Consider the following 26,476-nt stretch of genomic DNA (forward strand, 5'->3'; position numbering starts at 1 on the left):
CGCCACCTCCGGCAGGGACACCCCGGCGTATATCACCTCAGCGCTACTGAGCGTAGCCTGGCTAGCAGCACCGTGTGACCACGACGGACGCAATTTCCGTGGAGACGGGGAGCTTGCGGGCAGTGCTGGAGGCTGCGGGGCTGTAGGTCAGGGCTCATCGGCACGTGCAATGGACAGATTCTCGCGGACGAGCCTTGTCGTCGGGTGGTCCTCGCCCAGCACCCGCAGGCAATCCGCCAACGTCCGCTCGTACAACGGAATCGCCCGCCCCAGATCCCCCACCTCCCGGTACGCGCCAGCCAGATTGTTCCGCGAGAGCAACGTGTCCGGATGATCCTCACCCAACACCCGCACACGATCCGCCAACGTCCGCTCGTACAACGGAACCGCCCGCCCCAGATCCCCCACCGCCCGGTACGCGCCAGCCAGATTGTTCCGCGAGACCAACGTGCTCGGGTCATCCTCACCGAGCAGCCGGGTTGCCGCCGCCAGAGAGCGGTTGTAGTAGGCGATGGCCTGGCTCAGCTGTCCCTGCCCTTCGGTGAAGCTCCCCGCCAGCGCGAGAATCAGGTCAATCTCGACGGTGTCCTCCTCCGGGCCCACCACGTCGAGGAGCGCTTCGACATGGGGGAGCAGGGCCCTCCAAGTGGGCCAGCCCGCGACATTCCTTTCGGGATCCTCCGGGAGCCCGTCGAGGATCAGCTTCACGGCGCGATCACGCGCAGCCATGATGCGGTCGTGATCGCGATGCGGATCGCCGCCCGCCTTCGACGGCGTGCGCGCCAGTGTCTGGACCAGGCGGTGCACGCCGATTTCCGCCCGGTCGAGCGTGATCATGTTGTAGTCGGCCAACAGCCCGAGGAGTTGTGCGAGGTCGAGCGCGTCCTCGGCGAGCGGTGCGAGGAGAGTGCGTGGAATGCCCGTCGGGGCGTACCACGCGGCGATCCGCAGGATCTCCACGGCCCGCGGGTCCCGGTCCTGGAGTGCGTCCAGGGTGATGCGCCAGATCCGCGCAATCGTCCGCGCGGGATCCGAGCCGCCCGGTGCCGCGTCCGTCGTACGGTCCGGGTGGCTGCGCAGCATGTCCCGGTACTCGGCGATCGTGATCCCGGTCTGCCCCATGAAGGCTCCCGCCTGTTCCAGGGCGAGGGGGAGATGGCCCAGGTCGTCCGCCAGTGCGCGGGCTTCGTCCTCGTCGTCGGCGCCGCCCAGGCGTGACAGAAGGGTCAGCGAGGCGTCTTCGTCCAGCACGGACAATGGGATCGGGTCACAGATCCAGCCCCTCTTGTACCGGCTGGTGATCAAGTGGCGTCCAGCAGACCGGAGTTGGCCCGTCCAGGCGTACACGTCCTCCGCCTTCTCCGCGTTGTCGAAGATCAGGAGCCACCCTGGATGCGTCTGCAGCCACCCGACAGCCCACTCGGCGGCTTGAGCCGTCGTGAGTTCGCCCTCCGTCCCACCGCCCCGCAGGCGGAGCGTGAGCGCCGCGAAACCCGCCTCGATCAGCTCGGGAGTATCCGCGCGGATCCACCACACCAGCCGGTACGCCCCCGCGTGGTCGTGGGCGTAGTGCAGGGCCAGCGTCGTCTTCCCGACCCCGCCCAGTCCGTGCACGGTCTGGGTGATCGCCTGCGAGTCCACGGCCAGAGCCCGCTCCAACTCCGCCATCGCCTCCGCCCTGCCGACGAAGATCGGTGACGGCGGCTCCGGCAGGTTGTTCACACCTCGCGGGACCTCGACGTCGTACACCGTACGCGACCGCCCCGAGTCCGCAGCCGTGACGTCCTCCGGGATCAGCTCGACTCCAACCGCCTTCACCTCGACGGCGAATCCTGGGCGAGCCGCCAGCGACACCACCGACACCGCCGTCAACTGGTCGGCTTCATAGTCCCGTTGCCGGTCGGTCGTCACGACTCCGATGAGCCGCCCGCGCGCGAACAACGCCGCTCCCGACGCCCCCGCCCACCGCGACCTCTCGTCCGGCTTGCTGGGAACGGCGACCCCATCGACGTACGCCGTGATCAGCCCCTCGGACTTGAGCCCGGTCAACGTCTCGATGTGGCCGCGGATCTCCTTGGTGTCGCGGACCCCGTCCCGCACCTCCGACCGGGGGAAGCCGACCGCGACGCACCCCAGCCGCTGCTCCCCCACGACCGATCTGTCGAGCCGTCCCCAGCGGACCGGTTCGGCGCCCACCGGCGCCCGCCACCCCGGGTCCGTGATCACGACCAACGCCGCGTCTGCCTGCGGCTCCCTCTTCAGATCAGAGGTGCTCGCCGGCCAACACACCTCGGCCGCGACCCACGCCGACTCCTCGTCGCCGAGCCGTCGGACCTCCAACCGACCGCAGCCCAGCACATTGTGAAGAGCCGTCAGGACCAGGCGATCCGCGACCAGATAGCCCGTCCCCGCACACTTCCCGACCGGATTCCAGATCTCGACGACCCGCCGCACGTCCACAGGCCAACACCCCCGTGCTCCCCGTTACTTGGGGCGTTCCCCCGAGTCGTCCCTGATACGCAGATCCGTCCCCTCGGCGTCGACCGGCTGGAGCGTGAGCTTCACTCGGCTCGTCGTCCCCTTGGAGCGGGCGGCCTTCGCCTCCGCGCCGAACGGCAGCACCAGGACCTTGGCCCGCGCCTCCCCGTCCAGCTTCACGTCCACGGCGAACTCGATCTCCACCGCACCCGTCCGGAACTGGATCTCATCCCCTGCCCCGTCCCGCGCCGCCTGTTGAAGCTCCGCCCGGATCGCCCCGATCGACTCTGCCAGCCCCGCCCAAGCCTCGTCGGCCATCGGGTGCCCCCTTCATCCCCACCGTACGGAATCCCCCGCACACGCGCTGTGGGGCGCAGCGTACCCGCCGCACCCCACGCCATACGCCCCGATCCGTGATCCCGCCGGTCAGGCCGCGCCGACCGTACGGTCCCCGTATTCGATGGTCACCGTGATCCTCGCCCCGAGCGCCTCCGCGTACGTACGCATCGTCTCCAGGTTGTGGATGTCGCCCCGCTCGATCTGGGAGACGCGGGCCCGGGTGATCCCCACCGAGGCGGCCACCTGTGGCCCACCACGTGCGCCTCGGTCGCCGTACGCGCCGCCTGCCTGCGGGTCTCCCACTCGGCGTCGGACACCTCGGGCCGGCTCTCCCGCATCCGCCGCTTGGTCTCAGCCCAGCTGCCTGCCTTGTCTCCTGTACTGCAGCCGAAAAGGCTGTCGACAAGCGGACGCCCGAGCGCCGGCGAGACGCTACTTCACCGTCCGCAGGCCCAGCGGCTCCGCGATCTCTTCCTCCATCACCTTGCCGGCTTCCTCCGCCAGGGTCTCGTCGCCGAGTTCCTGGTCCGTGTCCAGGCCGTCCAGCTCTGCCAGGGGCTGGTTCAGGCGGACATGGGCGACCAGGGACTGCAGGGCGCGCAGGGTCGCGGAGGCCGTCGAGCCCCAGTTGGAGAAGTAGGAGAACTGCCACCACCACAGGGCCTCCGTGGTGCGGCCCGCACGGTAGTGGGCCATGCCGTGGCGGAGGTCGGCGATGACGTCGGCCAGGTCGTCGGAGATACGGGCCGGGACCGGGGCCTTGCGGGGCTCGTAGGGGTCGAAGACCTCCGAGTAGACGTCCACCGGGTCCAGCATCAGCGCCAGCCGTTCGCGGATGTCGTCCACGTCCGGTTCCGGGCCCATGTCGGGCTCGTAGCGCTCGTCCGGGAGGATGTCCTCGTGGGCGCCGAGGCGACCGCCGGCCAGCAGGAGCTGGGAGACCTCCAGGAGGAGGAAGGGGACCGCCGAGTCCGGCTCGTCGCCCTTCGCCACCTCGGTGACGGCCACCAGGAAGCTCTCCACCTGGTCGGCGATCTGGACCGCGAAGTCGTCGGGGTCCTGCGTCGTGTCGTGCAGCGTGGCGTCAGACATCTAGAAGTCGTCTCCCCTCGAAGGCGCGGCCAAGGGTCACCTCGTCCGCGTATTCCAGGTCGCCACCCACAGGGAGGCCGCTGGCCAGGCGGGTGACCTTGAGGCCCATGGGCTTGATCATGCGGGCGAGGTACGTGGCCGTGGCCTCGCCCTCCAGGTTCGGGTCCGTGGCCAGGATCAGTTCCGTGACCGTGCCGTCGGCGAGCCGGGTCAGGAGCTCCCTGATCCGCAGGTCGTCGGGGCCCACGCCCTCGATCGGGCTGATCGCGCCGCCCAGGACGTGGTACTTGCCGCGGAACTCACGCGTCCGCTCGACCGCCACGACGTCCTTGGGCTCCTCGACGACGCAGATGACCGTCAGGTCCCGGCGCGGGTCGCGGCAGATGTTGCACAGCTCCTCCTGCGCCACGTTCCCGCAGGTCGCGCAGAAGCGGACTTTCGCCTTCACTTCGAGGAGGGCGTGCGCGAGCCGCCGAACGTCCGTCGGCTCCGCCTGCAGGATGTGGAAGGCGATCCGTTGCGCGCTCTTGGGACCGACGCCCGGGAGCCGCCCCAGTTCGTCGATGAGGTCCTGGACCACGCCTTCGTACAACGGACTGCCTTTCCGTACGTCGGTACATCAGTACAACGGTCATCGGTACGACGGTCGCCTCGCGCCCGCTGTACGTACCGTAGTTGGCCGCCGCCCACCTGAGGAAGGCGGGAGCGGGGGCGCGCGGGGCGAACGTCAGAACGGCAGGCCCGGGATGCCGCTTCCGCCGCCGCCCAGACCCTGGGCCAGCGGACCGAGCTTCTGCTGCTGAAGCTGCTGCGCGTTCTCGTTCGCCGCCTGTACGGCCGCCACGACCAGGTCGGCGAGGGTCTCCGTGTCCTCGGGGTCGACCGCCTTCGGGTCGATCTTGAGGGCCCGCAGTTCGCCGGCGCCCGTCACGGTCGCCTTGACCAGTCCGCCGCCCGCCTGCCCGTCGACCTCGGTCCGCGCCAGCTCCTCCTGCGCGTTCGCCAGGTCCTGCTGCATCTTCTGGGCCTGCTGAAGCAGCTGCTGCATGTTGGGCTGGCCACCACCGGGGATCACGATCAGCTCCTCGTCGTCCGTAATCGTTCTTCGTCGTGCGTCGGCGCGCGTCATCGGTCGTCGTCGTGCGCGCCGAATTTCGGCTTCAGCACGAGCCTACGTGGTCGGGTGGGCCGTCGCTCCAGCACTCTTTCGAGTGAGCCTGTTCACCGGCCTTACCTGATCAAGCGAGCCTTCCGAGCGGAAAAGTAACGAAAGCTTGGTCATCGCCACCCATTGGGCGGTAGGAAGGGGGCGGCACGACAGCTTTACAACGGCATCAGACGTCACGCGGGCGCCCGTACGGTGTCACGGACTGTGATGGATTGTGGTCAGTCTGCTCAGCTAAGGGAGTGCCGGGTGAGCCAGCCGGAGATGCAGCCCGAGGGGTCGTCCCAGAGACCGCCCCATGACGGGCGGAGCGAAGATCCCGCCGGGCTGAATACCGCCGGGCCACGGCCCGGGGACCTCACCGGCCGGCCCTTCCCCCTCGGCGACTGGGGCGAACCCGCACCGCGCCTCGACGAGCTGTACCGGTGGGTGGAGCAGGGGGCCCTGGAGACGGCCGCCTGGTACCTCGCCGACCGGGTCTGGAAACGGCGGGGCGCCCGGGCCCTGCGTACCGGCGCCGCCCTCGGGGCGGTCACCGGGGCCGCGCTGCCGCTGCTCGACCTCACCGGGGTGGTGGGCGACATCGCTCCCTGGGGCTATCTGGCGATGCTGGTCGCGGTGGCGTGCGTCGCCGCCGACCGGTTCTTCGGGGTCACCTCGGGCTGGATAAGGGACGTCGCCACCGCCCAGGCCGTGCAGCGACGCCTTCAGGTGCTGCAGTTCGACTGGGCCTCGGAGAGCGTGCGCGAGGTCCTCGGACCGACGGAGGGCACGGCGAGCGAGGCGGCCGACCGGTGCCTGGGAGTACTGCGCCGCTTCTCGGAGGACGTGACGGAGCTGGTCCGGGCGGAGACGGCGGACTGGATGGTCGAGTTCCGCACGGGGTCCGCGCCGCTGGGCATCCAGTCGGCGGGGATGGTGATGCCCCGCCAGGACGCGACAGTCCACCAGGGCCGCTTCGGCGTCGCCCCGGGGGCCCGCCCCAACATGCCCCGGCAACGACCGCCGGAGGCGCGGTGAGGGGCGGTCCCGGATCGCACGCAAGCGCACGCGGGCGTCGGAGCCTACGAGCCTCTCAGCTCCCCATCCCGTGCGTCAGCTCTCCTTCTCGTACGTCAGCTCACCGCCGCCGCCCGCTGTCACGCGTCTCAGCGTGCCGTTCTTGCGCAGGGTGAGGGTGGAGGCGGCGCCCGGGGTGCAGGAGGAGGCCGGTTCGCCGGAGGTGACCTGGGACGGGCCAATGTTCAACAGGGTGTCGCCGGTGGGCCGTTCGGTCAGGTCGGCGGCGAAGACGCAGTGGTAGGTGCCCGTTTCCGTGGGGCCGTCGGCGACCAGGGTCAGCACCTTGTCGCCCAACTCGCCCTGGGTGATGGTCAGTCGGCGGGTGTTGTGGCCCGTGGCGCTGTCGATCGAGGCGGTCCAGGTGCCGAGGAGGCCGGACGGGACGACACCGCTCGGCGGTGACACCGGCCCGCCGGACGACGTCGGGGTGGGCGTCGGGGGCACGGTCGGGGTGCCGTCGTCGCCGTTCAGCAGGGTGGCGATGGACGCGCCGGCTCCGAGGGTGACGACCAGCGCGGCTACGCCGAGTCCGACCGACAGCCGCGATCTCCTACCGGCCGGCTCCGCGCGCCCTGTCGCGTAGGGCAGCGGCGGCTCGGCGGGCGTCCTGCTCCACGCGACCGGTATGACAGGCTCTTCGAGCGCGGGATCCCCGGGCCAGACAGGGGGTCGCCGGCTCGCGCCGGGTGCGGCGGCGAAGGGCTGCGGATGGTGCCGCTGGTGGGCGGGAGCGGTGAGCGGCTCGTCGGGCGGCGTGTGCTCGGGCTCGATGTCCCGGGCCCCGGCCTCCCGCGCCTCGACCTCCCGTGCCGTGGCTTCACGTGCCGTGGCTTCACGTGCCGTGGCTTCACGTGCCGTGGCCTCGCGCTCCTCGACCTCCCGCTCATTGGCCTGGCTCTCCTCGGCCCCCCTCTCCTCGACACCGCCCCCCACCTCCGCTCCCGGCCTCTCCTCCACCTCTGTCTCCGCGTCGAGCAACCGCACGGCGTGCCGCCCGAGTTGGGCGACCAGCGCGCCCGGCAGCCAGGTGTCCCCCGTGTGTCCGTCGGCGGGGTCCGCCGACACCCCCGTACGTTCCAGGATCTCTTCCGGTGTGGGGCGGTCGGCCGGGTCCTTGCGGAGGCAGTCGCGGACGAGGCCGGCGATGCCCTCCGGGACATCCGTCAGGTCGGGTTCCTCCTGGGCGATGCGGAACATCATCGCGTGGGCACCGCTGCCGACCGCGCCGAAGGGCAGGGCGCCCGTGGCGGCGTACGCGAGCACGGTGCCGAGGCAGAAGACGTCCGCCGAGGGTGTGACCCTCTCGCCCCGCACCTGCTCCGGCGCCATGAAGCCCGGCGAGCCGACGAGCGCGCCGGTGCGGGTCAGGCCGCCGTCGGCGACGGTCTCCAGGGCGCGGGCGATACCGAAGTCGATGACGCGGGGCCCGTCGATGGTGACCAGGACGTTGGACGGCTTGAGGTCGCGGTGGACGATCCCGGCGGCGTGTATGTCGTGGAGGGCGTGCGCGAGCCCGGCGGCGAGAACGTGTACCGACCGCTCGGGCAGCGGCCCGTGGTCCCGCCCGACGACCTGCTTCAGGCTCGGCCCGGCGACGTACCCGGTCGCGACCCACGGCACGGCGGCCTCGGTGTCGGCGTCGAGCACGGGTGCCGTCCAGTGCCCCCCGACGCGCCGCGCGGCGGCGACCTCCTGCCGGAACCGGTCCCGGAACTCCTCCTGCTCGGCCAGCTCCCGCCGGACGAGCTTCACGGCGACGGTACGTCCCCGCTCGGACCGCGCGAGGTACACATGCCCCATCCCGCCCGCGCCGAGCCGCGCGAGCAGCCGGTACGCCCCGATCCGCACCGGATCGCCGTCCCCGAGCTTCCGCATGCCGCGCCGCCTCCCCGTACTCCCCGTACGCCCTGCAAGACCCCGTAGATCGCCTGCACCCCGTACGCCCCGTAGGCCATTCCACGCGGATGCCGTCGCGACAGGCCGAGGATAGTGCGGAGCGGCGATCGTGTGGCAAGCGCTTGTGCGCGGTCTTCGTCGGGGCCGAGGTTTGGGCCAGGTCGACAACCTGTCGCGTCAGCCGCCATTCCCCAGACAGGTCGCCGATACCGCGCCCTCACCCCGGACACCTACGCTCCCCCGCATGACCCCTCAGCCCAACCCCCAGTCGGCGGCCCAGTCCCTGTCCGGCGCGGCCGTCAAGGCCGCCGACCGTGCGCACGTGTTCCACTCCTGGTCCGCGCAGGAGCTCATCGACCCGCTCGCCGTCGCCGGTGCCGAGGGGTCGTACTTCTGGGACTACGACGGCAGGCGGTACCTGGACTTCACCAGTGGGCTGGTCTTCACGAACATCGGCTACCAGCACCCGAAGGTCGTCGCGGCCATCCAGGAGCAGGCCGGGCGGATGACGACGTTCGCGCCCGCCTTCGCCGTCGAGGCGCGGTCGGAGGCGGCCCGGCTGATCGCGGAGCGGACCCCGGGCGATCTCGACAAGATCTTCTTCACCAACGGTGGCGCCGACGCCGTCGAGCACGCCATCCGCATGGCCCGGCTGCACACCGGGCGGCCCAAGGTGCTGTCCGCCTACCGCTCCTACCACGGCGGCACCCAGCAGGCCGTGAACCTCACCGGCGACCCCCGCCGCTGGCCCTCCGACAACGGCACCGCCGGTGTCGTGCACTTCTGGGCGCCTTACCTTTACCGCTCCAAGTTCTATGCGGAGACCGAGGAGCAGGAGTGCGCGCGGGCGCTCCAGCACCTTGAGGACACCATCGTCTTCGAGGGGTCCGCCACCATCGCGGCGATCATTCTCGAGACCATTCCCGGCACCGCCGGCATCATGATCCCGCCGCCCGGCTACCTCGCCGGAGTGCGCGCGCTCTGCGACCAGTACGGGATCGTCTTCGTCCTGGACGAGGTGATGGCCGGGTTCGGGCGGACCGGGGAGTGGTTCGCCGCCGACCTGTTCGACGTCGTGCCCGACCTGATGACCTTCGCCAAGGGCGTCAACTCCGGCTATGTGCCCCTCGGCGGTGTGGCGATCTCCGGTGCCGTCGCCGAGACGTTCGCCACTCGCCCCTACCCCGGCGGGCTCACCTACTCCGGGCACCCGCTCGCCTGCGCCGCCGCCGTCGCCACGCTGACCGTGATGGCGGAGGAGGACATCGTCGGGCAGGCCGCCCGCACCGGCGAGAACATCCTCGGACCGGGCCTCCGGGAGCTGGCCGCACGGCACCCGAGCGTCGGCGAGGTGCGCGGCACCGGTGTCTTCTGGGCTCTGGACCTCGTACGGAACAAGGAGACCCGGGAGCCGCTGGTCCCGTACAACGCCGCCGGGGAGGCCAACGCCCCGATGGCCGCGTTCGGCGCCGCCGCGAAGGCGAACGGGCTGTGGCCGTTCATCAACATGAACCGCACCCATGTCGTGCCGCCCTGCAACGTGACCGAGGCCGAGGCCAAGGAGGGGCTCGCGGCCCTGGACGCCGCCCTTTCGGTCGCCGACGAGTACACGGATCCGGCCGCATAGGACAAGAAAGTGGGTAAGCGCACGGGAAAGTCTCCCCGGAACCCGAACGCGTAAGGTGACGTGCTCGTAGACATATGCGAGTAGTCATCCACACGCGCGAAGGGGGAGTGTCCCGACCATGCCCGCCAGCAGCGGCAACGGCGCCGTGACCCGCAGCACCCTGCGCCAGCAGATCGCGGACGCGCTCCGCGACGAGGTGCTGGCCGGCCGTCTCCAGCCGGGTCAGGAGTTCACGGTCAAGGAGATCGCCGAGCAGTACGGCGTCTCCGCGACGCCCGTCCGCGAGGCCCTGGTCGATCTCTCGGCCCAGGGCCTGCTGGAGGCCGACCAGCACCGCGGCTTCCGCGTGCACGAGTACTCGCTCGCCGACTTCCGGGGCATGATCGAGGCCCGCGGTCTGGTCACCGACGGCATGTTCCACGGCCTGGCGAAGGGTCTCGCGACCGGTGCGGCAACCGGTGCCGCAGGTGGTCGGGTGGGGGGCTTCGCCAGTGACAGCCCGGGTCCGCGCGGCTTCTTCGTCCGGGTCGGCGACCCCCGTGCCGCCGCCGCCCTCGCCGGTGTCCGCCGCCGGGGCGAGGAGGCGCGACGCGCCGCCGCCGCCGGGGAGCTGAACATCCTCATCGGCTACGACCTGCGCTTCTGGCGCGAGCTCGGTGCCCTGTTCGGCAATCCGTACCTCACCGACTTCCTGCACCGGATGCGCGTCCAGACCTGGGTGTGCGCGGTGCAGCACCTGCGCCGGCTGAGCGGTCTGCGCGGTCACCTGTGGTCCGACTACACCGACGTCGTCGACGCGCTGACCCGCCGCGAGCTCACCGAGGCGCGCCAGGTGGTCGACGCGTACGACCTGCACTCCCTCGCCCTCATCGAAGGCCTGGCCAACGACCGCGACGGCCTCCCCGACCTCGCCTCCGACGGAGGCGAGGACAAGGAGACGGAGACGGAGACGGAGACGGAGCAGGAGCAGGACACGGACGACGGCGTCACCGCACCCGCGGGCAACGCGGGCAACGGGGGCACCCTCTGATGAGCGCGCCCACCCGTACCACCGGCACCCTCGACCTGACCGTCGTCGTCCCCGCCTACAACGAGGAGGCGCGGCTCGGCCCCACCCTCGAAGCGATCACCGGCCACCTCCAGAAGAACGAGGACCGCTGGGGCTCCTGGGAGGTGGTGGTCGTCGACGACGGTTCCACCGACGGCACCCGCGATCTCGTCACCGCCCTCGCCGACCCCCGCGTCCAGCTCGTCACCAGCCCTCGCAACCGGGGCAAGGGCCACGCCCTGCGCCTCGGTGTCGCCGCCTCGCGCGGCGCCCGCGTACTGGTCACCGACGCCGATCTGGCGGCTCCGATAGAGGAGCTGACGGTCCTGGACGAGGCGCTCACCGAGGGGCACGCGGCGGCCATCGGCTCCCGTTCCGTGCCCGGCGCGACGATCGAGCACCACCAGCACCGGATGCGGGAACTCCTCGGCCGGGCCGGCAACCTCCTGATACGCAGGGTCGCCGTCCCCGGCATACGGGACACCCAGTGCGGCTTCAAACTGTTCGACGGCGACCGTGCCCGTACGGCGTTCGCCGCGTCCCGGCTCAACGGCTGGGGCATCGACGTCGAGGTCCTCCAGCACTTCCGCCGCGCGGACTGGCCGGTCGCCGAGATACCGGTCCGCTGGGCCCACCAGTCCGGCTCGAAGGTACGCCCGCTGGACTACGCCCGGGTCCTCGCCGAACTGACGGCCCTCAAGGCGCGCGCGCTGCGCCCGGCCGACCTTCTCGCGGTCACCCTCTTCCTCCTCATGGCGGTCGCCCTGTACGCGGGCCGCTGGCTCGACCCGGCCCACCGCTACCTCCCCGACTCCCTCCAGGACCAGAACCAGTGGGAGTGGTTCTTCGCGGTCACGGCCGACAACATCAGCCACTTCGCCAACCCCCTCTTCACCGACCTCCAGGGCTTCCCCGACGGCGTGAACCTCATGGCCAACACGGTCATGCTCGGCCTCTCCGTCCCCTTCACCCCGATCACGCTCCTCGCGGGCCCGGCGGTCTCCCTCGCCCTGGTGATGACGCTGGGCCTCGCCGCGACAGCGACGGCCTGGTACTGGCTGATCGTGAAAAGGGTCGTACGGCAACGGGGAGCGGCCTTCGCCGGCGCGGCCCTGGCGACCTTCGCGCCCCCGATGGTCAGCCACGCCAACGCGCACCCGAACTTCGTCATCCTCTTCATGATGCCGCTGATCATCGACCGCGCCCTGCGCCTGTGCGAGGGCGAGCGGGTCACCCGCAACGGCGTGATCCTGGGCCTGATGGCGGCCTACCAGATCTTCCTCGGCGAGGAACCGCTGCTCCTGGCGGCGATGGGCATGGCGCTGTTCGCCCTCGCCTACGGGGTCCTGCGTCGCGACCTGGCGAAGGCCGCCTGGCGTCCGCTGCTGCGCGGGCTGCTGATCGGGGGCGCGGTCTGTCTCCCGATCGTCGCGTTCCCCCTCTACTGGCAGTTCGCCGGTCCGCAGAGCTACAAGAGCGTCCTGCACGGCGACAACGCCGGCAACAGCCCGCTCGCGCTGCTCTCCTTCGCCGAGCGTTCCCTCGTGGCGGGCGACGCGGACCGGGCGAACGCCCTCTCCCTCAACCCCACCGAGCAGAACGCCTTCTACGGCTGGCCGCTGGTCCTGCTGGCCTTCGCGATCGTCGTACGCCTGTGGGAGCGCACGGCGGTGAAGGCGCTCGCCTTCACGGCGGTCGCCGCGGCCTTCCTGTCCCTGGGCCCCGAGTTCCGGATCCCGCTGACCGACACCGTGCTGCCGGGACCCTGGGCGCTGCTCGCCAAGAGGCCGCTGTTCGAGTCGGTGATCGAGGGCCGGGTGGCGATGATCTGCGCGCCCGCCCTGGGCATGCTGCTGGCCCTCGCCGTGGAACGGCTGGCGGCCACGCGCCGGCTGCCCACGCAGTACTTCGGCACGCTGGCCGTCCTCCTCGCCGTGCTGCCGATCGTCCCGGCCCCGCTGAAGACGGTGGAGCGCGCGGACGTGCCCGCGTTCATCGCGGACGGCACGTGGAAGTCGTACGTCGGCAAGGGCGAGTCACTCGTCCCGGTGCCGTTGCCCGATCCCGGCAACGCCCAGGCGCTGCACTGGCAGACGGCGGCCGGCCTCGGCTTCAAGCTGCCCGGCGGGTACTTCAACGGGCCCTACGGCGCCGAGCGCGTCGGCATCTACGGCGCCTCGCCCCGCTTCACCTCCAACATGCTGCGGGACGTGCGCTACACGGGCGTCGCGCCGACGATCGGCCCCAACTGGCGCGCGCAGGCCAAGAAGGACTTCGCGTACTGGAAGGCGGGCGTGCTGGTACTGGCCCCGCAGGGTAACGACGCGTTGCTGCGCGAGACGCTGAAGCAGTTGACGGGCAAGCAGGGTAAGTGGACGGGCGGCGTGTGGGTATGGGACCTGCACGACGGGACGTGAGTCCCGTCCCACCTGACCTGACCCGCCAGACTTGATCTGCCCGACTTGATCCGCCTGCCTGACCCGCCTACCTGACCTGTTCCTTTCGGTGTCTGGCCCATCGCACAGGGGTCCGACCCAGCCACGACCCATTACGCTTCCCTGACTGCTCTGGCCGCGGTGCCTGACCACCGCCTGCGACGATGCGAGGAGTTCTCCTTTGGCCTGTGACCTGTGGCTGGTCCCACTCGTCGACGTGCTGTGTCACACCCCCGACAATCCCTTCGCCGAGGAACTCGCCCTCTACGACAAGGTGCTGGGCGAGGCAGGACTGCCGCCGGTGCCGGTGTACGCGTACATGCCCGGGCTGTCCGGCGACGTGGCCCCGATCGCGGGCTTCGACTACGACGCGCTGCACTTCCTGCGCCGCGCCTACCTCCTCCAGGTGTGCGGGCTGCCGGTGACGCCGGTGGGCGAACTGGGCGGTGACTACGAGCAGTTGCTGGAGATGTTCGAGGCGACCGCCCAGCAGTCGCACCTGGTCTGGCACTACGACCACGCGGGCGCATACGTACCGGTGGACTTCCCGCACCCTCTGTCCAGCGACGAACTCCTCGCCGGAGGCGGCCCGTTGGGCTCGTCCCAGAGCCTGCTGAGGGAGCTGGAGTTCGTGGCCCCGTCGATCGGCATCGACCCGGCGAACCCCCCGTTCGCCCCGGCCCCGCCGCTGACGCCCACGTCCCTGGAGGAACCGGCGGCACCTCCCCCGTTCGACTCGAGCCCGTTCGCCCGGGAACGGCATGTGTGGCTGGGCCTGAACGCGGCGGCGACCCGGAGTCTGGCCCAGGGGTCGATGATCGTCTTCAGCTGAGCGGCGGCATCCGGCGGCGCGCTCAGCGGATCTGGGAGAGACCCTTCTGCAGGTCGTCGGCGTTCATGACGGGGGTGAGCGTGATCTTGGCGTTGAACTGGGTGAAGAACGGCTCGGCAGTGGGCGGGATGTCGGAGCTGTCCTTCAGGTCGATGACCAGCCAGCAGGTCCGGCACCCGTCCTCGGGGCCGAAGTACGCCGCCTCGGGCTTGAGGTGGTCCAGGGTCTCCTTCATCAGCTCCGGCAGCTTGCCGCTGCGTATGCCCTCGTTGCCCTTCTCGGTGTCGAACTGCGCCTTGAGCAGAACGCGCATGGCACTCACCTTCTCCTGATCGACGCGCACCGCACGCCCGGTACGCACTCGCGCCACCTCAGGATATGCCCGGTATGTCCGCTTGGCGTGCGCACATTCGGGGCCCCGCCATCGAGGGCCCAGGGCCCGCGTCCCTTTCGGGGCGCGGGCCCCTCTGCCTGTGGTGACTACCGCTGACGCGGCAGCCTGAGGGTCCGTACGAGGGGCATGTCCGCGTACAGATCGGGTTCGACGGTCAGTACGCGCCGGCCGTTGGGCCAGTCCGCCGTCGGCCTGGACAGGTGGACCGCGTGGCCGAGCCGCCACTCCACCCCGTCGCGCAGCAGCGCGCCCACGGTGGACGCGCCCGCGAAGTCCAACTCGACGATCTCGACGGCCGGCAGAGCGCCGATGTGCTCAGCCAGCCCCTTGCGCATCCCGTCGGCGGCAGCCAGGCAGAGCGCGGGCACGTACACATGCCGGGTGGGTCCGTGCTCGGTGTTCGAGACGAACTGTGAGGCGAGCGAGTTGCCCGACCCGAGCGCCAGCAACGCCGACTCGTCGAAGACGACACCGGTTGAGCCGGCCGCTCCGGCCGCTCCGGGCATTCCGCCTCCCTTTGCGGCGCTCACAGGCTCTCCACCTCCTGTCCGGCCTCAAGGTCCTGCCACACCTGCTCGACGCGGTCGTGATCCTCGTCGGTGAGGATGACGCCGAAGTGGGTCTCGCAGTACGCCTTGGTCTCCTCGTAGCGCTTGCGCAGCTCCTCCCGCGTGGGCGTGGCCCCGGCCAGTTCGGCGATCAGATCGCGCATGGTCATCCCGCGCTCGCGGGCGAGCACCATGAGGCGGTCACGGACTGTGGGATCGACCTTGACGGTGGTGTCAGCCATGACGAAAGTATACCGCTGGTATACCGTCTCCGGCCGCTCAAGCAATGCGGTCATCCTGTTTCCTTCCGGGTGGGTCGACCCGGCCGCACGGACGTACGGCCGGGAGTCTGTGTACGCCTACGCGGGCGCGGGCCGTCCCTGCATCAGGGCGCGGGCCAGTGCCCCACCGCGTCGGGCGGCCTCGCGGTAACCGCCGGAGGCGCCTGGCTTGCGGATCTCAACGGTCGTGACGGGTACGGCCGTTGACCCGGCCGCCTGCCCGACCGCCTCACCTGCAGCGGCAGCTGGAGCGCCAGCAGCAGCCGGGCGCTTGCGGCGCAGTCGGTTCTCGACGAGGGCCCGGGGCGAGTGCAGCGGCGAGGGCAGCCCCTGCGTCAGGGCCGCGCGCACCTGGGCGTTGCTCGCCCCCGCCGCCCACCACTCCTCGACCAGCGGCGCCAGCCGCAACGCCTCGGCGGCCCCGAGGGCGAGCCGGGGCTCGGTACGGCTGAGCGACCCGAGCAACCGCGCGGCGAGCGCGGTGCGTTCGCCCGGCGGCGCCTCGGGCGCGACCTCGCCCGACGGCACGTCGGCCGACGGCGGGGAGGGAGGTTCTTCTTCCCTGGTCTTTTCTCCCGAAGGGAGGCCGCCCGAAGCCCCGGATCGCGACTCACCGGAGGCCGGGTTCTGAACTTCTTCGGATTCACCCGCAGGCGGCTCGTCCTCGTACGGAGTGTCGAATACCTCGTACACGGTGGAGAACTGCCCGGACTCCTCGTCCTTGCGCACCACCCGCCGCAGATACCGGGATTCCTCCAGCTCATGCAGGGCGGCGGCGATCCGGGCCCGCCCTTCCTTGCGCTGCTCGGCAAGGGTTCGGATGGTGGCGCGGGCGCCGTTCGGAAGGCTGAGGAGGTACGTCAGTACGCCTACCGCGCACCAGGAGAGACTCCGGTCGCGGAGAAGAGCGTTCGAGAAGACAGAAAACGCGCGCGTGGGCGTCGTACGATGAATTCGCACTGGGAGCTCCAGTTTTTTAGTGCCTGAAGCTGGCGCTCCAGTGCCGAGCCCCCGGGTGTTGGCGCACCGCGGGGGTGTTTCTGTTGCCGTGACTCTAAGGGCACGCAGAGCGACGAAAGCAAGCTGAACGGGCTTTCCCCGGGCGGAAGTTCGCGTTCTTCACTCTTCGGAGTGAAGCGCCGCCTTCAAGAGCAACGCGTGTACGAAGTGATCTCGCCCCGTCGGCCGATATCGCCAAGTCAGCGGCCATGTCTGGCCATTGAGCGCCGGTACGGGGATGTAGGCGATGCGGCACGGACCGGACGCGAGACAAGTGACTCCGGGCGGCCAGACCCGATGCGAAGTCGCGCCCACAGGCACGAGGAAATAGACGGCACGATTCCCGTTCGCCTCTTCCACGACCGGCCCCGGCGCCCCGCCGGTCATCCGCGCCAGCCGGTCCGCCGCCGCTCTGCCCTCGTCGCCGTCCACCCGCACCGCGTCGAACTGGACGCCTGCTTTGCGGAGTTGGATGCCGGTGGCGGGGACCCAGTCGGGGATCTCAGGGGCGAGTGGGGGCTCGTCGAGGTTTACCTCGTCACTTTCCGTATTCATGGGGACAGTTTTCGCAGGTGGGTCTAGCTTTTTCCATAACTCTGTGTCGAGGGCCGGTAGCTGTCGGAATTCGGCGCGGGTCGGTGGTGACCAGTTGAGTTCGGTTGAGTTCGGGAGTGACCGGATGGCGAGTTCGGACAACAAGGTGGAAGCGGGCGGCACGGCACACATGGTCGCCGCACTGGCCAAGGCCCTGCGCGAGCAAATTGGGCTCACGCAGGAGGAGTTGGGCAAGCTGATCGGTTACACGGCGTCGGCGATCAGCGCGATGGAGACGTGCGCGCAGCCCGCGAGCGACAAGATGCTCGTCAAGCTGGAGGAGGTGTTGGGGGGTGGGCTCGGGGTCTTCGAGAAGGCCCGGAAGTGGATGCTGTTGGAGAAGTATCCGGCTCGGTTCCGGGGAGTTGCGGGGCTGGAGCGAGGCGCTGTCACGATCTCCTCGTACGAGAGCTTCGTCATCGACGGGGTCTTCCAGACTGAGCGGTACGCGCATGCACTGATCCGGGGTGGCTATCCGTCGGTCTCCGACCAGAAGCGGGAAGAACTCGTAGAGGCACGGCTCGCCCGCCGGGCGCTCTTCGACCGCGACCCGGCGCCGATGATCGAGCTGATCCTCGAAGAGGGCGTACTGCGGCGGCCGTTCGGCAGCTGGGAGATCATGCGCGAGCAGATGCACTCGCTCGCTGAGGACGCGCAGCGGGAGAACGTGTGCCTGCAAGTACTCCCGCTGGACCGCGGGTTGCGCGGATCGCACGCCGGTGACCGTGGCTCCATGAAACTCCTCGTCACCGAGGACCACGACCACGTCGTATTCATGGAGATCGAGGACCAGGGCATCCTCATCAGCGAGCCGCCCGAGGTGGCCCAATTGGCGCACCGCTATGCGAAGATCCGATCACAGGCTCTGAGTCCCGACGACTCACTGAGTCTCATCGAGCGGTTGGCGGAATCGGCAGGAGAGGAACCATGAGCGACACCGGTGCACTGCGTTGGTTCAAGTCCAGCTACAGCGACAGCGGTGGCGGAAACTGCGTCGAAGTCGCCTACGCCTGGCGCAAGTCGACGTACAGCGACGGTGGCGGCGGCAACTGCGTGGAGATCGCCCCCTGCCCCCACACCCCCACCGCCGCCATCCACATCCGCGACTCCAAGATCTCGACCGGCCCGAACCTCACGGTCACCGGCGGGGCCTGGGCCGCGTTTCTCGCCCGTACCGGCTGAGGACCAGGACTTCAGGCGTTCCGATTCGGGTATCCCGACCGGTTGTGCTGCCGCCGGTTGCTCTCTCTCAACATCAGCCGACCTCGCATGACGTCCTGCACGACCTCCTCCCAACCCGGCTCGTCCGTCGGCTCGTAGCCGGCGCGGATGTGCTCGACGAACGTCCACCAGGTCTCGAAGTTCGGTGAGCCGCCGCCCAACACGCGGTCGTGGTTGGTCTGCAGGTCAAATGGCCGGGTCGGACCGGAGTCGGTCTGGCGGCCCATCTCCGAGGGGCCCTCCTTGCACAACGCGTCCAGACGCTGGAGCACGTCACGCACGCTGGAGCTGGGCGGACGCGACTGCAGCGCCGACCGAAGGACTGGGAGGAGTTCCGCCTCGGGATGCGGACCGAGCCCGATGGTGTTCCTGAGGACCCAGCGCAGCCTCTCGCACATCGCCGCGTTGAGATATTTGGCGAACCAGTAGGCGTCGCCGAATTTGAAGTACTCCCGGCTGATGCCGATACGCACCACACCGGTGTCGTGCACCAGCCAGAAGTCGTGGCTTTCGATGCCGTCGCCCTGCCTCTCCCACCGGAGGAGGTAGCAGGAGCGGATTCTGGCGAGCGGCAGGCGCTCGACCCGTTTGCGGCGCCAAGGCGTCCCCCGCCGGGTGACGGTCAATGACCGGCCGTCGAACTCGAAGGTCCAGCCCGAGCAGTACATGACCATCACATCGGACATCTGTTCAATTTACCGACCTGACCGGCAAGTGAAACCTCCACACCGGCCCAGCCGGCTGAATGACCTCGTTTGCATGGTGGTAATCAACTTGCTGCCCGCCCCGGCGGGCGGGCAGGGTCTGGATCATGCTTGAACTTCGCACTCTGGAATCAGACGACTGGCCTCTTTGGCGGGAGTTGCGACTGGCCGCGCTTGCTGAGGCGCCCTACGCGTTCGGATCGACGCTGGCCCAGTGGCAGGGCTCCGGCGACCGAGAGGAACGCTGGCGTGCCCGTCTGTCGATTCCAGGCGCGCACGATCTCGCCGCGTTCCTCGACGGCCTTCCGGTGGGCATAGCCAGCGGAGTGCCGGGCGAGGGAGCGGAGACCGTGGAGTTGATCTCGATGTGGGTCAGCCCCACGGCTCGGGGCAAGGGCGTGGGTGACTGCCTGATCCAGGCGGTCGAGCGGTGGGCGGTGGAGCGCGGTGCCACGACGCTGCGGTTGTCCGTCATGCCGGACAACCGCAAGGCAACCGCGCTCTATGAGCGGCACGGTTTCACGGACACGGGTGAGCCCGGCGATCTTCTGCCCGATGGCGTTGGCAGGGAGCGGGTCATGGCGATGAGCCTGGCCGCTGTCTGACCTCCACATCCGGGCACGGGATGCTTGTGACCCGGCGGTCCTGGTCGGGCAGTCGCAGGAGTGAGGCGCCGAGTGGGGTGAGGGTGTGGAGGACGGTGTTCGCGTGGCGGTGGCTGGCGATGAGTCCCGCGTCGCGCAGCACCGTGGTGTGGTGGCTGGCGTTGGCGGTGGACACCGAGACCGCTCGGGCGATCTCCGAGTTGGTGGCTCCGTACGTCACCGCGAGCAGAACCGCGGCGCGGGTACGTCCGAGCAGTGCCGACAGCGGTGCCTCGCACGGGGTGGGCCGGGACTCGCGATCGGCCGGGGCCAGCGGGTAGACCAGGACGGGCGGCAGGTCGGGGTCGGCGAAGGAGACCGGCTTCTGCCAGGAGAAGTACGAGGGGATCAGGAGCAGCCCGCGACCGTCCAGACGCAGATCACGATCGATGCCGCCCACATAGTCGACCTCAAGGACGGGCGCCTTCCAGCGCATGGCCGGTCCCAGTCCGCCGAGCAGCACCTCCGCTCCGCCGTGCAGCAGAGCTCGGCCCCGGCGCGCGCCCTCGGCGTCGACGCGGGCCTGCATGTGGTCGTGGTAGGGAGCGATGGCAGCGTCGTGATACCTGCGCAGCGCCGTGACCAGGTCCGCGCGGACGTCGTGGTCGGCCAGGCGGTACATCTCGCTCGGCACTCTCCGCACCTGGGCCAGCAGATCGATCTCGTGGCGGACCCGGGCGGGCGGTGTGTCGAGGATGGCGCCGAGCCCGGCTCGCAGTCCCTGGTCCGCCGCGGCCGGCGTGAGGAAGTCGGGGAAGTAGGACGCGCGAGGGAACAGCGGATACAGCAGAGTTCGTACGACGGCGCCCAGCTTCTGGGTCGCGATGGCGGCACGGGTGTCGCGGTACCAGGCCGCATGGGCCCAGCGCCCTTCCCTGGACTGCAGTCGGTGCAGGCTGGCGGCGATCTCCCATAACGGGTCGGGGCGTTCCGCGAGTCTGGTCCGGGAGAGATCCTCCGGCGTGAAATGGATACGTAGCACGGTCCCCCCATGCGTCATTCCTGCCCGGTGGGGTTGAGAATGCCCCACCGGCCCCATGAAGACAATTAAGGGGACGCAAACCATCTTCGGCCGTGCCGTCATCCCTGTATCAGGGCGTCAACTTCCGTTCGTATGGCGGGCAGTTGGGACCAGATCGTGCCCGGGCAGTCGGTGTCCGCCCAGCCGAGGTGACCGCTGATGACGGCCGTCGCGCGGGTGACTCCGCTCACCGGATTGCGGTAGAGCACCTTGCCCGTCGGGACGAGCGCGTGGCGTCCCGCGAGGTCGGCCAGCAGCTGGACGAGCGCGGTGCGCGCGGCGGTCGTCGGGGGCGTGGTCGTGAACGTGCCCAGCATGGCGATCCCGAGGTTCCCGCTGTTGTATCCCTGGACGTGCGCGCCGGTGACCATTCGCCCTGTCGCGTCCTCGGCGGGCGTGCCGTCGGTGCCGGACCAACGCCCTTCGTACACCCGGCCGTTCCTGTCGATCAGGAAGTTGTAGCCGATGTCGCCGTAGCCCTTGCCCACGGTGTCGTTGCGGTAGATCGCACGCACCACCGCGGCCGGATCCGGGTCGGTGCTGCCGTCGTCGGTGTGGTGCACGGTGAGCGTCTGGACCGGGTAGTACTCGGGCGGCCAGATCTCCGTACCGGCGGCGGTGTACCGCAGGGTCTCGTCCGCGCCCCAGGCCGCGCGCGACAGCAAGGTGTACGCGGCGGAGGCGGAGGCGGCGGCAGCCGCGGGAAACCGGGGTACGACGCTCAACGCTCCGGCGGCACCGAGGGCGCCCAGGAAGACGCGGCGCGGCACCAAGGGCGCCGGGTGGGCCTGGTGAGCCGGGTGGGCCGGGCGTCGGGAACCGGCGGAGTTCGGGTCCGTCATCGCGGGATTCCTCCTGTGTGGGGGGGGTGTCGGGCCGGTCGAAGCTGTCCGCTCCCTCGAAGGGGAGCGGACAGCTGGTGGAACGGAGGAGCGCCGCCACGGGCCTACAGCGCGCAGGCGGCCTTGGGGCTGTAGAGACGGGACCAGGTGCTGGGACCGACGATGCCGTCGGCGCCGCCCGTGGTGCCGTTGCAGGTCTGTACGTAGTAGATGCCGGCCGCGGTCTTCTGGCCGTAGTCCCCGTCCACGTCGATGTAGGTGGGGTACTTGCTGTAGAAGTTGATGAGGCACTGCACCTGGCGGACGTTGTCGCCCTTGTCGCCGCGGTTGACCTCGGGCCTGGCGCTGTCGGGGATGTAGTTGCAGTTGCTCTCGGCCGCGGTGGCGCCGGCGGAGGGCGCGCCCGCGAGGACTCCTCCGGCGGCGAGTGCGAGGGTGCCGAGCAGGAGGGCTGAGCGGTGGGTGCGCATGTCGTCTCTCCCGAGGTGTGCGTTTCCTGTGACGGAAGTAAAGAATGCGTGGTGAGACGACGACCGGTCCACGAGATTCGAACAGGCCGAAAGAACGCAGGTCAGGGCAGACGACCCGGACGACCGAGTCGAAGATGTCCCCGCCGCCGACGGGCCCCGGACCACGTTCCTCGCCTTGGCGCCCCCGGCGTTTCCGGCCCAGATCAGCTGATTACACTCCCCGCATGAACAACATACGGTGCACCCAGTGCGGTGCCGTGGGGCTGGAGCCTGGCTTCGTCGAGGACTCCGGACAGGGCTCTCGCGGGTTCGCGCGGTGGATCGAAGGCGCCCTTGAGCGAGGCCCGTTGGGCGGCGCGAAGAGGATGGGGCGGCCTCACTGGCAGATCGACGCCTACCGTTGCCCCAACTGCGCCCACCTGGAACTGTTCGCCGCTCAGCGCGACTAGGCCGCAGCGGCCAAGGCACATCGGCCGCAGAGCGCCGGAAGGCCCGCACCCTGTCAGGGTGCGAGCCCACGTCATGGTTCGACTATCCGATCCGGGTCAGCAAGGACGCAGCGACCACACCGGACCCCAGTCCGCCGTTCCGGAGCTGTACGCGGTCGAACTCCACAGCTCGTTGCCGCTCTGCCCGTAGAACCGAGCGACCGTCCCCGGAGTCTGGTTGTTGATCCAGGGACCGGTGCCGTACCAGTTGGAGACGGTCCACAGCCCGCAGGTGTAGTAGCGGAACACCGTGCCCCGTACTTCCATACACAGATACTGGTAGGGGCAGGTCAGCTGCGCGCCGCGCACAGCCTTGGTCGCGGTGAAACCGTTGTAGTCCATGGTCGTCGCGTTGATCTGACGGCCCTTGGCCGCGACGTCCGCGCCCATCACCGAAGCGACGGTGCTGTTCACTTCCGCCAGTCCCCTGCCTTGCGCCGCGGCGGACGTGCTCGTCATGCCCAGCAGCGCGCCCAGCATCAGGATGCTCACGGCGAATGCCGCGCCTAGGCGTTTCATCGGGTTCATCTGGTCTGTACCTTCCTCTGCCGGCCTGCCCGCCGATGCGGGTCATGACTTGACCGCGAACAGCAGACCAGGGCGCCTGAGGCGGCGACCAGAGGGTTCACTCGGGTATCCGTTCGTATGACCCCGTCTCGGTCAACTTCCCTGATCTCATGGGTGGTTGGCGTCGAGCAGCCGACCTCCGAACCACCCATGGCGGCGTGTCCTGGATGCACTGGCGCCTCACCCGACACTTCGGTCTCGCCCTGCACCACACCACATCCGACCGAAAGTCCCACCTCCCTCCGGGAGGCGGGAAAGCGGGGGCCGCTGTGGAACCGGATTCCCGGCAACGGCGAAGTACCGGTGAAAGCCCACGACCTCAGCGCGAGGAAACCGACGAAGGGAGCCCCGATGACCGTCGAACCAGACGTCAGGGTGGGGCAGGACAACGACGCCTCGGTGATCGAACGGTCGTGGGACGAGCCCGAGGCATTCGCCGCGCTCTTCGACCGCCATGCCGACTCGGTGCACAGCTAGGCGGCGCGCCGGCTCGGCGCGGAGGCGGCCGAGGACGTGATGGCGGAGACCTTCACCACCGCGTTCCAGCAGTGCTTCCGGGAACTCCCCCTGCCCCTGGGTATCGAGCGGTTGCGGCGAGCCCGCCTCGGCCACGCGTCACCTTGTACCGAGCATTTGACACAAGATCTCGACCCAGGCATCTTGTACCCACTGCTTGATACAAGTTGATCTGGGGGGATCTCCACATGCTCGACATGCTCGACACCGCCCCGCTCCAGTCCCGGTTCCTCGACCACGCCGAGTACTACGCCCGCTGGTCCGGCCTGGCGATCGGGATCGTGGTCGCGCAGCAGTTGATCGCGATGGACAGCGACGACATCGCGATGCCCCTCGTGTTCGCCATCACCGCTTTCGGCCTGTGCGCGGTGGGCGGTGTCCTGCTCGGCGACGCCCTGACCCTGCGTCCCCAGGAAGCCGTACGCACCGCGAGTCTCGCCCCGCGCCTGGTCCGGGACCAAGTGCCGCCCCGTATGGCGCCGTTGATCCTTCTGCAGGCCGCGTCCCTGGTCACCCTGCTGGTGATCGGCGCGGCCACGGCCTCCTCCCCTCCGTACCAGGCAGGCAGAACGGGGCGGGTCCTCAACGTCACCTGCGAAGGGATACTCACCTCCCTCGGCCCCTGGCCCGGCCTCTACTACAGCGGCCCCATGTTCGCCGCCCTCGCGGTCGGAACCCCCGTCTGCGTCTGGGCGCTGCGCCGGATCGCCCACGGCCAGGGCGACGACCAGCAGCGCCGCGACCGCGCCTGGGCGATCACCGGAGCCTGGGGGCTGCTGGTGTCGAGCCAGGTGCTGCTCGTCGCGCTGATGATCTTCGTCGCGCTCACCGAGGAGTCCTGCGCCGGACCGCTGGGCGCCGCCGCCATCATTGTGGTCAGCCCGCTGAGCCTCCTCGGCCTGTTCACCTTCGGATGGTCGCTGGTCACCGTGGTGGCACCCCGGGCGGTCGACGACGAAGCCACCGGCGAGGGGATCATCGACGATGAGTGACCCCGCCGTCCGTGTCGACACCACCAGCCAGGTACCGCCTTACGAGCAGATCCGCGCCCAGCTGGCCGCGCTGATCCGCACCGGCCGACTGGTCACCGGCGAGCGCCTCCCGACCGTGCGCCAGCTCGCCACCGACCTCGACCTGGCCCCGGGCACAGTGGCCCGCGCCTACCGCGAGCTGGAGGCCGCCGAGCTGATCCGTACCCGCCGTGGCGCGGGCACCCGGGTCGCGGCGCTCCCGTCCGGGCCCCACGCCCACGATGCGGACCAACTCACCACCCTGGCCCGCGACTTCACCTCCGCCGCCCGAGCCCTCGGCGCCGACACCGAGGACATCCTGACCGCCGTACGCGACGCCCTGGACCCCGCACCGGCCGCCTCGACGACCACCCCCGCCGCCAGCGGAACGGGCGGCCCCAAGACGGCCGGCGTCGGCGCGGGTCGCCGTACTTCGTAGGGCGGCGAAGTCCCGCCCGTTCAGAGGCTGCCGGCGCTGATGTCGCCGTGGCTGGTGGTCGCCCGGATGTCGAGCTGGGCGGCGGCACCCTCGGTGTTCTGAAGGGCGTTGCTGATACGGCCGTACGCGGTGCCGGCGTCCAGGGTCGCGGAGACCCCTCGGGCGGCGCCCACCGTGATGTCGCCGGACTCGGTGCGCAGCGTGACCGTGCCGCGTACGGCCTCGGTGATGCACAAGTCGCCCTTCTGGGTGCGGAGTTCGCCGGGGCCACCCATGCGGCCGACGGTGATGTCGCCGGCCTGGAGGGTGAGGCGGGCGCCGTCGGTCTCGTCGAGCTTGACCGTGCCCCGCGCACCCTCGTAGGTGACATCCCCGAGGCGTCCCACGCCCCGCAGGTCCGCGTCGGCCGTCTTCGCCTCGACACGGGAACCGGCGGGCAACTGCACGGACACCTCGACGGACCCGGAGTGTCCGAGGAACTGACTCTTCGCCGGTGCGGCCTCGATCCGCAGGACGCCCTCTCCGTACTCGACCCTCAGCTGCTCCGCAGCCTTCACGTCACGACTCTTCGAAGGATCCGCCGGCAGCACCTCGACCGTCGTGTCGGTGCGGTCGGCGGCGATGAACCGGATCCGGCCCGCGGGGACGTCTAGGACGGCCAGGACCGGGGCGGGGGTGTCGAACTTCTGCATCATGCTCTCCTTGACTGGGCTGACCGGGATCGGTCTAGCTCCGCTGTTTCCAACAATGGAAAAGCTACGTTGCATTCAAGGATGCGGCAATCGTCTTGTTGCACGCGAGAGCCATAACACCAGGCCAGATCCGATAAATCGTTGCACTGGAGAGCAATCTAACGCAACATCAGCCCTTGCATTCGTTGCAATGAATTGGGAGCTAACGCTACACTCGGGCGTCAGGGATCAGCAGGGCACAGGAACCACGGAGGAGACCCCGATGCCGGGAGGCAGGCTCACCCAGCCCGAACGTCAGCAGATCGCGCTGGGGCTGGCCGACGGTCTCGCCTACGCGGAGATCGCCAGGCGTCTCGAACGCCCGACCTCCACCGTCACGCGCGAGGTGACGCGCAACGGCGGCCCCACCGCCTACCGCGCCGACGTGGCCCACCGCGCCACCGAACGCCGCGCCCACCGGCGCCGGACCACCCCACCCCGGGGACCGCAGCCACCCGCGCCCGCCTACGGACGTGACCCTGGTGCCGTACGCGAGTTCGAGGAGGTGTTCACCACCGTCCTCACCGCGTCCGGCATGCCCACGATGATGTCCAGGGTGATGGCCTGTCTCACCCTCACCGACTCCGGCAGCCTCACCGCCTCCGAACTCGTCCAGCGCCTCGACGTCAGCCCGGCGTCCGTGTCCAAGGCGATCACGTTCCTGGAGAGCCAGGGCATGGTCCGCCGGGAACCGGGCGAACGGCGCCGCGAGCGCTATGTCGTCGACGACGACGTCTGGTACGACTCGATGATGGCCAGCGCCCGGTCCACCGCCCAGCTCGTCGGGATCGCGCGCCAGGGCGTGGGCGTCCTCGGCTCCGGCACCCCGGCCGCCGCCCGCCTGGAGAACATCGCCCGGTTCCTCGACTTCGTCTCCGAGAGCATCGCCCGCGCCGCACAGCAGGCCCGCGAGATCCTGCACTCGAAACCGGTGACACCGTCGAGCGACGCCCCCGCCGATGCCGGTGCCGATGACCTGCCGACACCTACGCCGGTGCCGATGCCCGAGGACCGGTGACGGCACCACACCACG

30 protein-coding genes and 1 pseudogene are annotated in these 26,476 nt (G+C 69.9%); 13 read left to right on the top strand and 18 right to left on the bottom strand.

Annotation, left to right across the window (positions count from 1 at the left end; translation table 11 throughout):
- Nucleotides 1-147: 147 nt before the first annotated feature.
- The 6 genes from OG241_RS25955 to OG241_RS25980 form a co-directional block, all read right to left on the bottom strand.
- Complete coding sequence (locus tag OG241_RS25955) at nt 148-2,460, bottom strand: tetratricopeptide repeat protein (protein WP_405818368.1); 2,313 nt, start codon at nt 2,458-2,460, stop codon at nt 148-150.
- 24 nt (nt 2,461-2,484) lie between these two features.
- On the bottom strand, nt 2,485-2,796 hold the full coding sequence (locus OG241_RS25960) for a trypco2 family protein (protein WP_405818370.1): 312 nt from the start codon (nt 2,794-2,796) through the stop codon (nt 2,485-2,487).
- Nucleotides 2,797-2,904: 108 nt separating this feature from the next.
- Nucleotides 2,905-3,120 carry a helix-turn-helix domain-containing protein gene (locus tag OG241_RS25965; RefSeq protein WP_405818371.1) on the bottom strand — a complete coding sequence of 72 codons (216 nt, stop codon included), beginning with the start codon at nt 3,118-3,120 and terminating at the stop codon, nt 2,905-2,907.
- A 129-nt stretch (nt 3,121-3,249) separates the two neighbouring features.
- On the bottom strand, nt 3,250-3,909 hold the full coding sequence (locus tag OG241_RS25970) for a DUF5063 domain-containing protein (protein ID WP_329274923.1): 660 nt from the start codon (nt 3,907-3,909) through the stop codon (nt 3,250-3,252).
- Nucleotides 3,902-4,501 carry a recombination mediator RecR gene (gene recR, locus OG241_RS25975; protein WP_319092800.1) on the bottom strand — a complete coding sequence of 200 codons (600 nt, stop codon included), beginning with the start codon at nt 4,499-4,501 and terminating at the stop codon, nt 3,902-3,904. The genes OG241_RS25970 and recR overlap by 8 nt, the downstream gene beginning before the upstream one ends.
- A 135-nt stretch (nt 4,502-4,636) precedes the next feature.
- Nucleotides 4,637-4,984 (bottom strand): YbaB/EbfC family nucleoid-associated protein, encoded by a 348-nt coding sequence (locus OG241_RS25980; protein ID WP_006373444.1) that lies wholly within the window; start codon nt 4,982-4,984, stop codon nt 4,637-4,639.
- 339 nt (nt 4,985-5,323) lie between these two features.
- Here OG241_RS25980 and OG241_RS25985 point away from each other — a divergent pair, with 339 nt between their 5' ends.
- Entirely contained in the window at nt 5,324-6,094 is a 771-nt protein-coding gene (locus OG241_RS25985; protein WP_405818373.1) for an SLATT domain-containing protein, read from the top strand.
- Nucleotides 6,095-6,169: 75 nt separating this feature from the next.
- On the opposite strand, the gene OG241_RS25990 is transcribed toward OG241_RS25985, so the two are convergent.
- Nucleotides 6,170-8,011, bottom strand: coding sequence for a protein kinase domain-containing protein (locus OG241_RS25990; protein WP_405818375.1), 1,842 nt, complete (start codon nt 8,009-8,011; stop codon nt 6,170-6,172).
- A 265-nt stretch (nt 8,012-8,276) separates the two neighbouring features.
- Here OG241_RS25990 and OG241_RS25995 point away from each other — a divergent pair, with 265 nt between their 5' ends.
- The 4 genes from OG241_RS25995 (at nt 8,277) to OG241_RS26010 (ending at nt 13,974) form a co-directional block, all read left to right on the top strand.
- Nucleotides 8,277-9,659, top strand: a complete 1,383-nt coding sequence (locus OG241_RS25995) for an aspartate aminotransferase family protein (RefSeq protein ID WP_405818377.1) — start codon at nt 8,277-8,279, stop codon at nt 9,657-9,659.
- 118 nt (nt 9,660-9,777) lie between these two features.
- Nucleotides 9,778-10,689 carry a GntR family transcriptional regulator gene (locus tag OG241_RS26000; RefSeq protein WP_405818379.1) on the top strand — a complete coding sequence of 304 codons (912 nt, stop codon included), beginning with the start codon at nt 9,778-9,780 and terminating at the stop codon, nt 10,687-10,689.
- Complete coding sequence (locus tag OG241_RS26005) at nt 10,689-13,124, top strand: glycosyltransferase (RefSeq protein ID WP_405818381.1); 2,436 nt, start codon at nt 10,689-10,691, stop codon at nt 13,122-13,124. The genes OG241_RS26000 and OG241_RS26005 overlap by 1 nt, the downstream gene beginning before the upstream one ends.
- Before the next feature lie 199 nt (nt 13,125-13,323).
- Nucleotides 13,324-13,974 carry a hypothetical protein gene (locus OG241_RS26010; RefSeq protein ID WP_405818383.1) on the top strand — a complete coding sequence of 217 codons (651 nt, stop codon included), beginning with the start codon at nt 13,324-13,326 and terminating at the stop codon, nt 13,972-13,974.
- Between the two features lie 22 nt (nt 13,975-13,996).
- On the opposite strand, the gene OG241_RS26015 is transcribed toward OG241_RS26010, so the two are convergent.
- From OG241_RS26015 to OG241_RS26035, 5 genes are all read right to left on the bottom strand, one after another.
- The gene (locus OG241_RS26015) at nt 13,997-14,287 is read right to left on the bottom strand and encodes a hypothetical protein (protein ID WP_405818385.1); all 291 of its coding nucleotides are present in this window, start codon (nt 14,285-14,287) and stop codon (nt 13,997-13,999) included.
- Between the two features lie 167 nt (nt 14,288-14,454).
- A complete protein-coding gene (locus OG241_RS26020) occupies nt 14,455-14,898 on the bottom strand; it encodes a hypothetical protein (RefSeq protein WP_405818387.1) in 444 nt (147 codons plus the stop codon).
- Nucleotides 14,895-15,158, bottom strand: a complete 264-nt coding sequence (locus OG241_RS26025) for a hypothetical protein (RefSeq protein WP_405818389.1) — start codon at nt 15,156-15,158, stop codon at nt 14,895-14,897. Before OG241_RS26025 ends, OG241_RS26020 begins: the two co-directional genes overlap by 4 nt.
- 117 nt (nt 15,159-15,275) lie before the next feature.
- On the bottom strand, nt 15,276-16,157 hold the full coding sequence (locus OG241_RS26030) for a hypothetical protein (protein WP_405818390.1): 882 nt from the start codon (nt 16,155-16,157) through the stop codon (nt 15,276-15,278).
- Nucleotides 16,158-16,316: 159 nt separating this feature from the next.
- Nucleotides 16,317-16,751, bottom strand: coding sequence for a hypothetical protein (locus OG241_RS26035; RefSeq protein ID WP_405818392.1), 435 nt, complete (start codon nt 16,749-16,751; stop codon nt 16,317-16,319).
- 124 nt (nt 16,752-16,875) lie between these two features.
- On the opposite strand from OG241_RS26035, the gene OG241_RS26040 reads away from it, so the two are divergent.
- Entirely contained in the window at nt 16,876-17,721 is an 846-nt protein-coding gene (locus OG241_RS26040; protein ID WP_405818393.1) for a helix-turn-helix transcriptional regulator, read from the top strand.
- Entirely contained in the window at nt 17,718-17,972 is a 255-nt protein-coding gene (locus tag OG241_RS26045; protein WP_405818395.1) for a DUF397 domain-containing protein, read from the top strand. Before OG241_RS26040 ends, OG241_RS26045 begins: the two co-directional genes overlap by 4 nt.
- 11 nt (nt 17,973-17,983) lie before the next feature.
- Here the strand turns inward: OG241_RS26045 and OG241_RS26050 are convergent, their stop codons facing one another.
- Nucleotides 17,984-18,697 carry a hypothetical protein gene (locus OG241_RS26050; protein ID WP_405818397.1) on the bottom strand — a complete coding sequence of 238 codons (714 nt, stop codon included), beginning with the start codon at nt 18,695-18,697 and terminating at the stop codon, nt 17,984-17,986.
- A gap of 125 nt (nt 18,698-18,822) precedes the next feature.
- Here OG241_RS26050 and OG241_RS26055 point away from each other — a divergent pair, with 125 nt between their 5' ends.
- Nucleotides 18,823-19,320 carry a GNAT family N-acetyltransferase gene (locus tag OG241_RS26055; protein WP_405818399.1) on the top strand — a complete coding sequence of 166 codons (498 nt, stop codon included), beginning with the start codon at nt 18,823-18,825 and terminating at the stop codon, nt 19,318-19,320.
- Here OG241_RS26055 and OG241_RS26060 read toward each other — a convergent pair.
- The 3 genes from OG241_RS26060 to OG241_RS26070 form a co-directional block, all read right to left on the bottom strand.
- Nucleotides 19,292-20,341, bottom strand: a complete 1,050-nt coding sequence (locus tag OG241_RS26060) for an ArsR/SmtB family transcription factor (RefSeq protein ID WP_405818401.1) — start codon at nt 20,339-20,341, stop codon at nt 19,292-19,294. The genes OG241_RS26055 and OG241_RS26060 overlap by 29 nt on opposite strands.
- Nucleotides 20,342-20,439: 98 nt before the next feature.
- The gene (locus OG241_RS26065; protein WP_405818402.1) at nt 20,440-21,222 is read right to left on the bottom strand and encodes an N-acetylmuramoyl-L-alanine amidase; all 783 of its coding nucleotides are present in this window, start codon (nt 21,220-21,222) and stop codon (nt 20,440-20,442) included.
- A 104-nt stretch (nt 21,223-21,326) separates the two neighbouring features.
- On the bottom strand, nt 21,327-21,692 hold the full coding sequence (locus OG241_RS26070) for a peptidoglycan-binding protein (RefSeq protein WP_405818404.1): 366 nt from the start codon (nt 21,690-21,692) through the stop codon (nt 21,327-21,329).
- Between the two features lie 224 nt (nt 21,693-21,916).
- Here OG241_RS26070 and OG241_RS26075 point away from each other — a divergent pair, with 224 nt between their 5' ends.
- Entirely contained in the window at nt 21,917-22,141 is a 225-nt protein-coding gene (locus tag OG241_RS26075; protein ID WP_405818406.1) for a hypothetical protein, read from the top strand.
- Nucleotides 22,142-22,237: 96 nt separating this feature from the next.
- Here the strand turns inward: OG241_RS26075 and OG241_RS26080 are convergent, their stop codons facing one another.
- Nucleotides 22,238-22,708: a hypothetical protein gene (locus OG241_RS26080; RefSeq protein WP_405818408.1), complete on the bottom strand. Its 471-nt coding sequence runs from the start codon at nt 22,706-22,708 to the stop codon at nt 22,238-22,240.
- A gap of 390 nt (nt 22,709-23,098) precedes the next feature.
- Between OG241_RS26080 and OG241_RS26085 the strand changes: the two are divergent.
- The 3 genes and pseudogenes from OG241_RS26085 to OG241_RS26095 all read left to right on the top strand — a co-directional run.
- Nucleotides 23,099-23,305, top strand: a pseudogene (locus tag OG241_RS26085) (RNA polymerase sigma factor); the annotation flags it as partial.
- Between the two features lie 146 nt (nt 23,306-23,451).
- On the top strand, nt 23,452-24,255 hold the full coding sequence (locus tag OG241_RS26090; RefSeq protein WP_405818410.1) for a hypothetical protein: 804 nt from the start codon (nt 23,452-23,454) through the stop codon (nt 24,253-24,255).
- Complete coding sequence (locus tag OG241_RS26095) at nt 24,248-24,712, top strand: GntR family transcriptional regulator (protein ID WP_405818412.1); 465 nt, start codon at nt 24,248-24,250, stop codon at nt 24,710-24,712. Before OG241_RS26090 ends, OG241_RS26095 begins: the two co-directional genes overlap by 8 nt.
- Nucleotides 24,713-24,732: 20 nt before the next feature.
- On the opposite strand, the gene OG241_RS26100 is transcribed toward OG241_RS26095, so the two are convergent.
- A complete protein-coding gene (locus OG241_RS26100) occupies nt 24,733-25,404 on the bottom strand; it encodes a DUF4097 family beta strand repeat-containing protein (protein WP_405826425.1) in 672 nt (223 codons plus the stop codon).
- A gap of 262 nt (nt 25,405-25,666) precedes the next feature.
- Between OG241_RS26100 and OG241_RS26105 the strand changes: the two genes are divergently transcribed.
- Nucleotides 25,667-26,461, top strand: coding sequence for a helix-turn-helix domain-containing protein (locus OG241_RS26105; RefSeq protein ID WP_405818413.1), 795 nt, complete (start codon nt 25,667-25,669; stop codon nt 26,459-26,461).
- The last annotated feature ends 15 nt before the right edge of the window (nt 26,462-26,476 follow it).

The organism is Streptomyces sp. NBC_01390 (assembly GCF_045040105.1).
In the GTDB taxonomy this organism is placed as follows: Bacteria; Actinomycetota; Actinomycetes; order Streptomycetales; family Streptomycetaceae; genus Streptomyces.

Bases quoted from the DNA above. Each gene is read 5' to 3' on its own strand.
- OG241_RS26105 (WP_405818413.1), top strand. From the start codon at position 25,667: ATGCCGGGAGGCAGGCTCACCCAGCCCGAACGTCAGCAGATCGCGCTG.
- OG241_RS26015 (WP_405818385.1), bottom strand. From the start codon at position 14,287: ATGCGCGTTCTGCTCAAGGCGCAGTTCGACACCGAGAAGGGCAACGAG.
- OG241_RS26080 (WP_405818408.1), bottom strand. From the start codon at position 22,708: ATGAACCCGATGAAACGCCTAGGCGCGGCATTCGCCGTGAGCATCCTG.
- OG241_RS25990 (WP_405818375.1), bottom strand. From the start codon at position 8,011: ATGCGGAAGCTCGGGGACGGCGATCCGGTGCGGATCGGGGCGTACCGG.
- OG241_RS26045 (WP_405818395.1), top strand. From the start codon at position 17,718: ATGAGCGACACCGGTGCACTGCGTTGGTTCAAGTCCAGCTACAGCGAC.
- OG241_RS26035 (WP_405818392.1), bottom strand. From the start codon at position 16,751: ATGAATACGGAAAGTGACGAGGTAAACCTCGACGAGCCCCCACTCGCC.
- OG241_RS26090 (WP_405818410.1), top strand. From the start codon at position 23,452: ATGCTCGACATGCTCGACACCGCCCCGCTCCAGTCCCGGTTCCTCGAC.
- OG241_RS26025 (WP_405818389.1), bottom strand. From the start codon at position 15,158: ATGGCTGACACCACCGTCAAGGTCGATCCCACAGTCCGTGACCGCCTC.
- OG241_RS26050 (WP_405818397.1), bottom strand. From the start codon at position 18,697: ATGTCCGATGTGATGGTCATGTACTGCTCGGGCTGGACCTTCGAGTTC.
- OG241_RS26075 (WP_405818406.1), top strand. From the start codon at position 21,917: ATGAACAACATACGGTGCACCCAGTGCGGTGCCGTGGGGCTGGAGCCT.
- OG241_RS26040 (WP_405818393.1), top strand. From the start codon at position 16,876: ATGGCGAGTTCGGACAACAAGGTGGAAGCGGGCGGCACGGCACACATG.
- OG241_RS26005 (WP_405818381.1), top strand. From the start codon at position 10,689: ATGAGCGCGCCCACCCGTACCACCGGCACCCTCGACCTGACCGTCGTC.
- OG241_RS26095 (WP_405818412.1), top strand. From the start codon at position 24,248: ATGAGTGACCCCGCCGTCCGTGTCGACACCACCAGCCAGGTACCGCCT.
- OG241_RS26000 (WP_405818379.1), top strand. From the start codon at position 9,778: ATGCCCGCCAGCAGCGGCAACGGCGCCGTGACCCGCAGCACCCTGCGC.
- OG241_RS25970 (WP_329274923.1), bottom strand. From the start codon at position 3,909: ATGTCTGACGCCACGCTGCACGACACGACGCAGGACCCCGACGACTTC.
- OG241_RS25995 (WP_405818377.1), top strand. From the start codon at position 8,277: ATGACCCCTCAGCCCAACCCCCAGTCGGCGGCCCAGTCCCTGTCCGGC.
- OG241_RS26070 (WP_405818404.1), bottom strand. From the start codon at position 21,692: ATGCGCACCCACCGCTCAGCCCTCCTGCTCGGCACCCTCGCACTCGCC.
- OG241_RS26100 (WP_405826425.1), bottom strand. From the start codon at position 25,404: ATGCAGAAGTTCGACACCCCCGCCCCGGTCCTGGCCGTCCTAGACGTC.
- OG241_RS25960 (WP_405818370.1), bottom strand. From the start codon at position 2,796: ATGGCCGACGAGGCTTGGGCGGGGCTGGCAGAGTCGATCGGGGCGATC.
- OG241_RS26055 (WP_405818399.1), top strand. From the start codon at position 18,823: ATGCTTGAACTTCGCACTCTGGAATCAGACGACTGGCCTCTTTGGCGG.
- OG241_RS26065 (WP_405818402.1), bottom strand. From the start codon at position 21,222: ATGACGGACCCGAACTCCGCCGGTTCCCGACGCCCGGCCCACCCGGCT.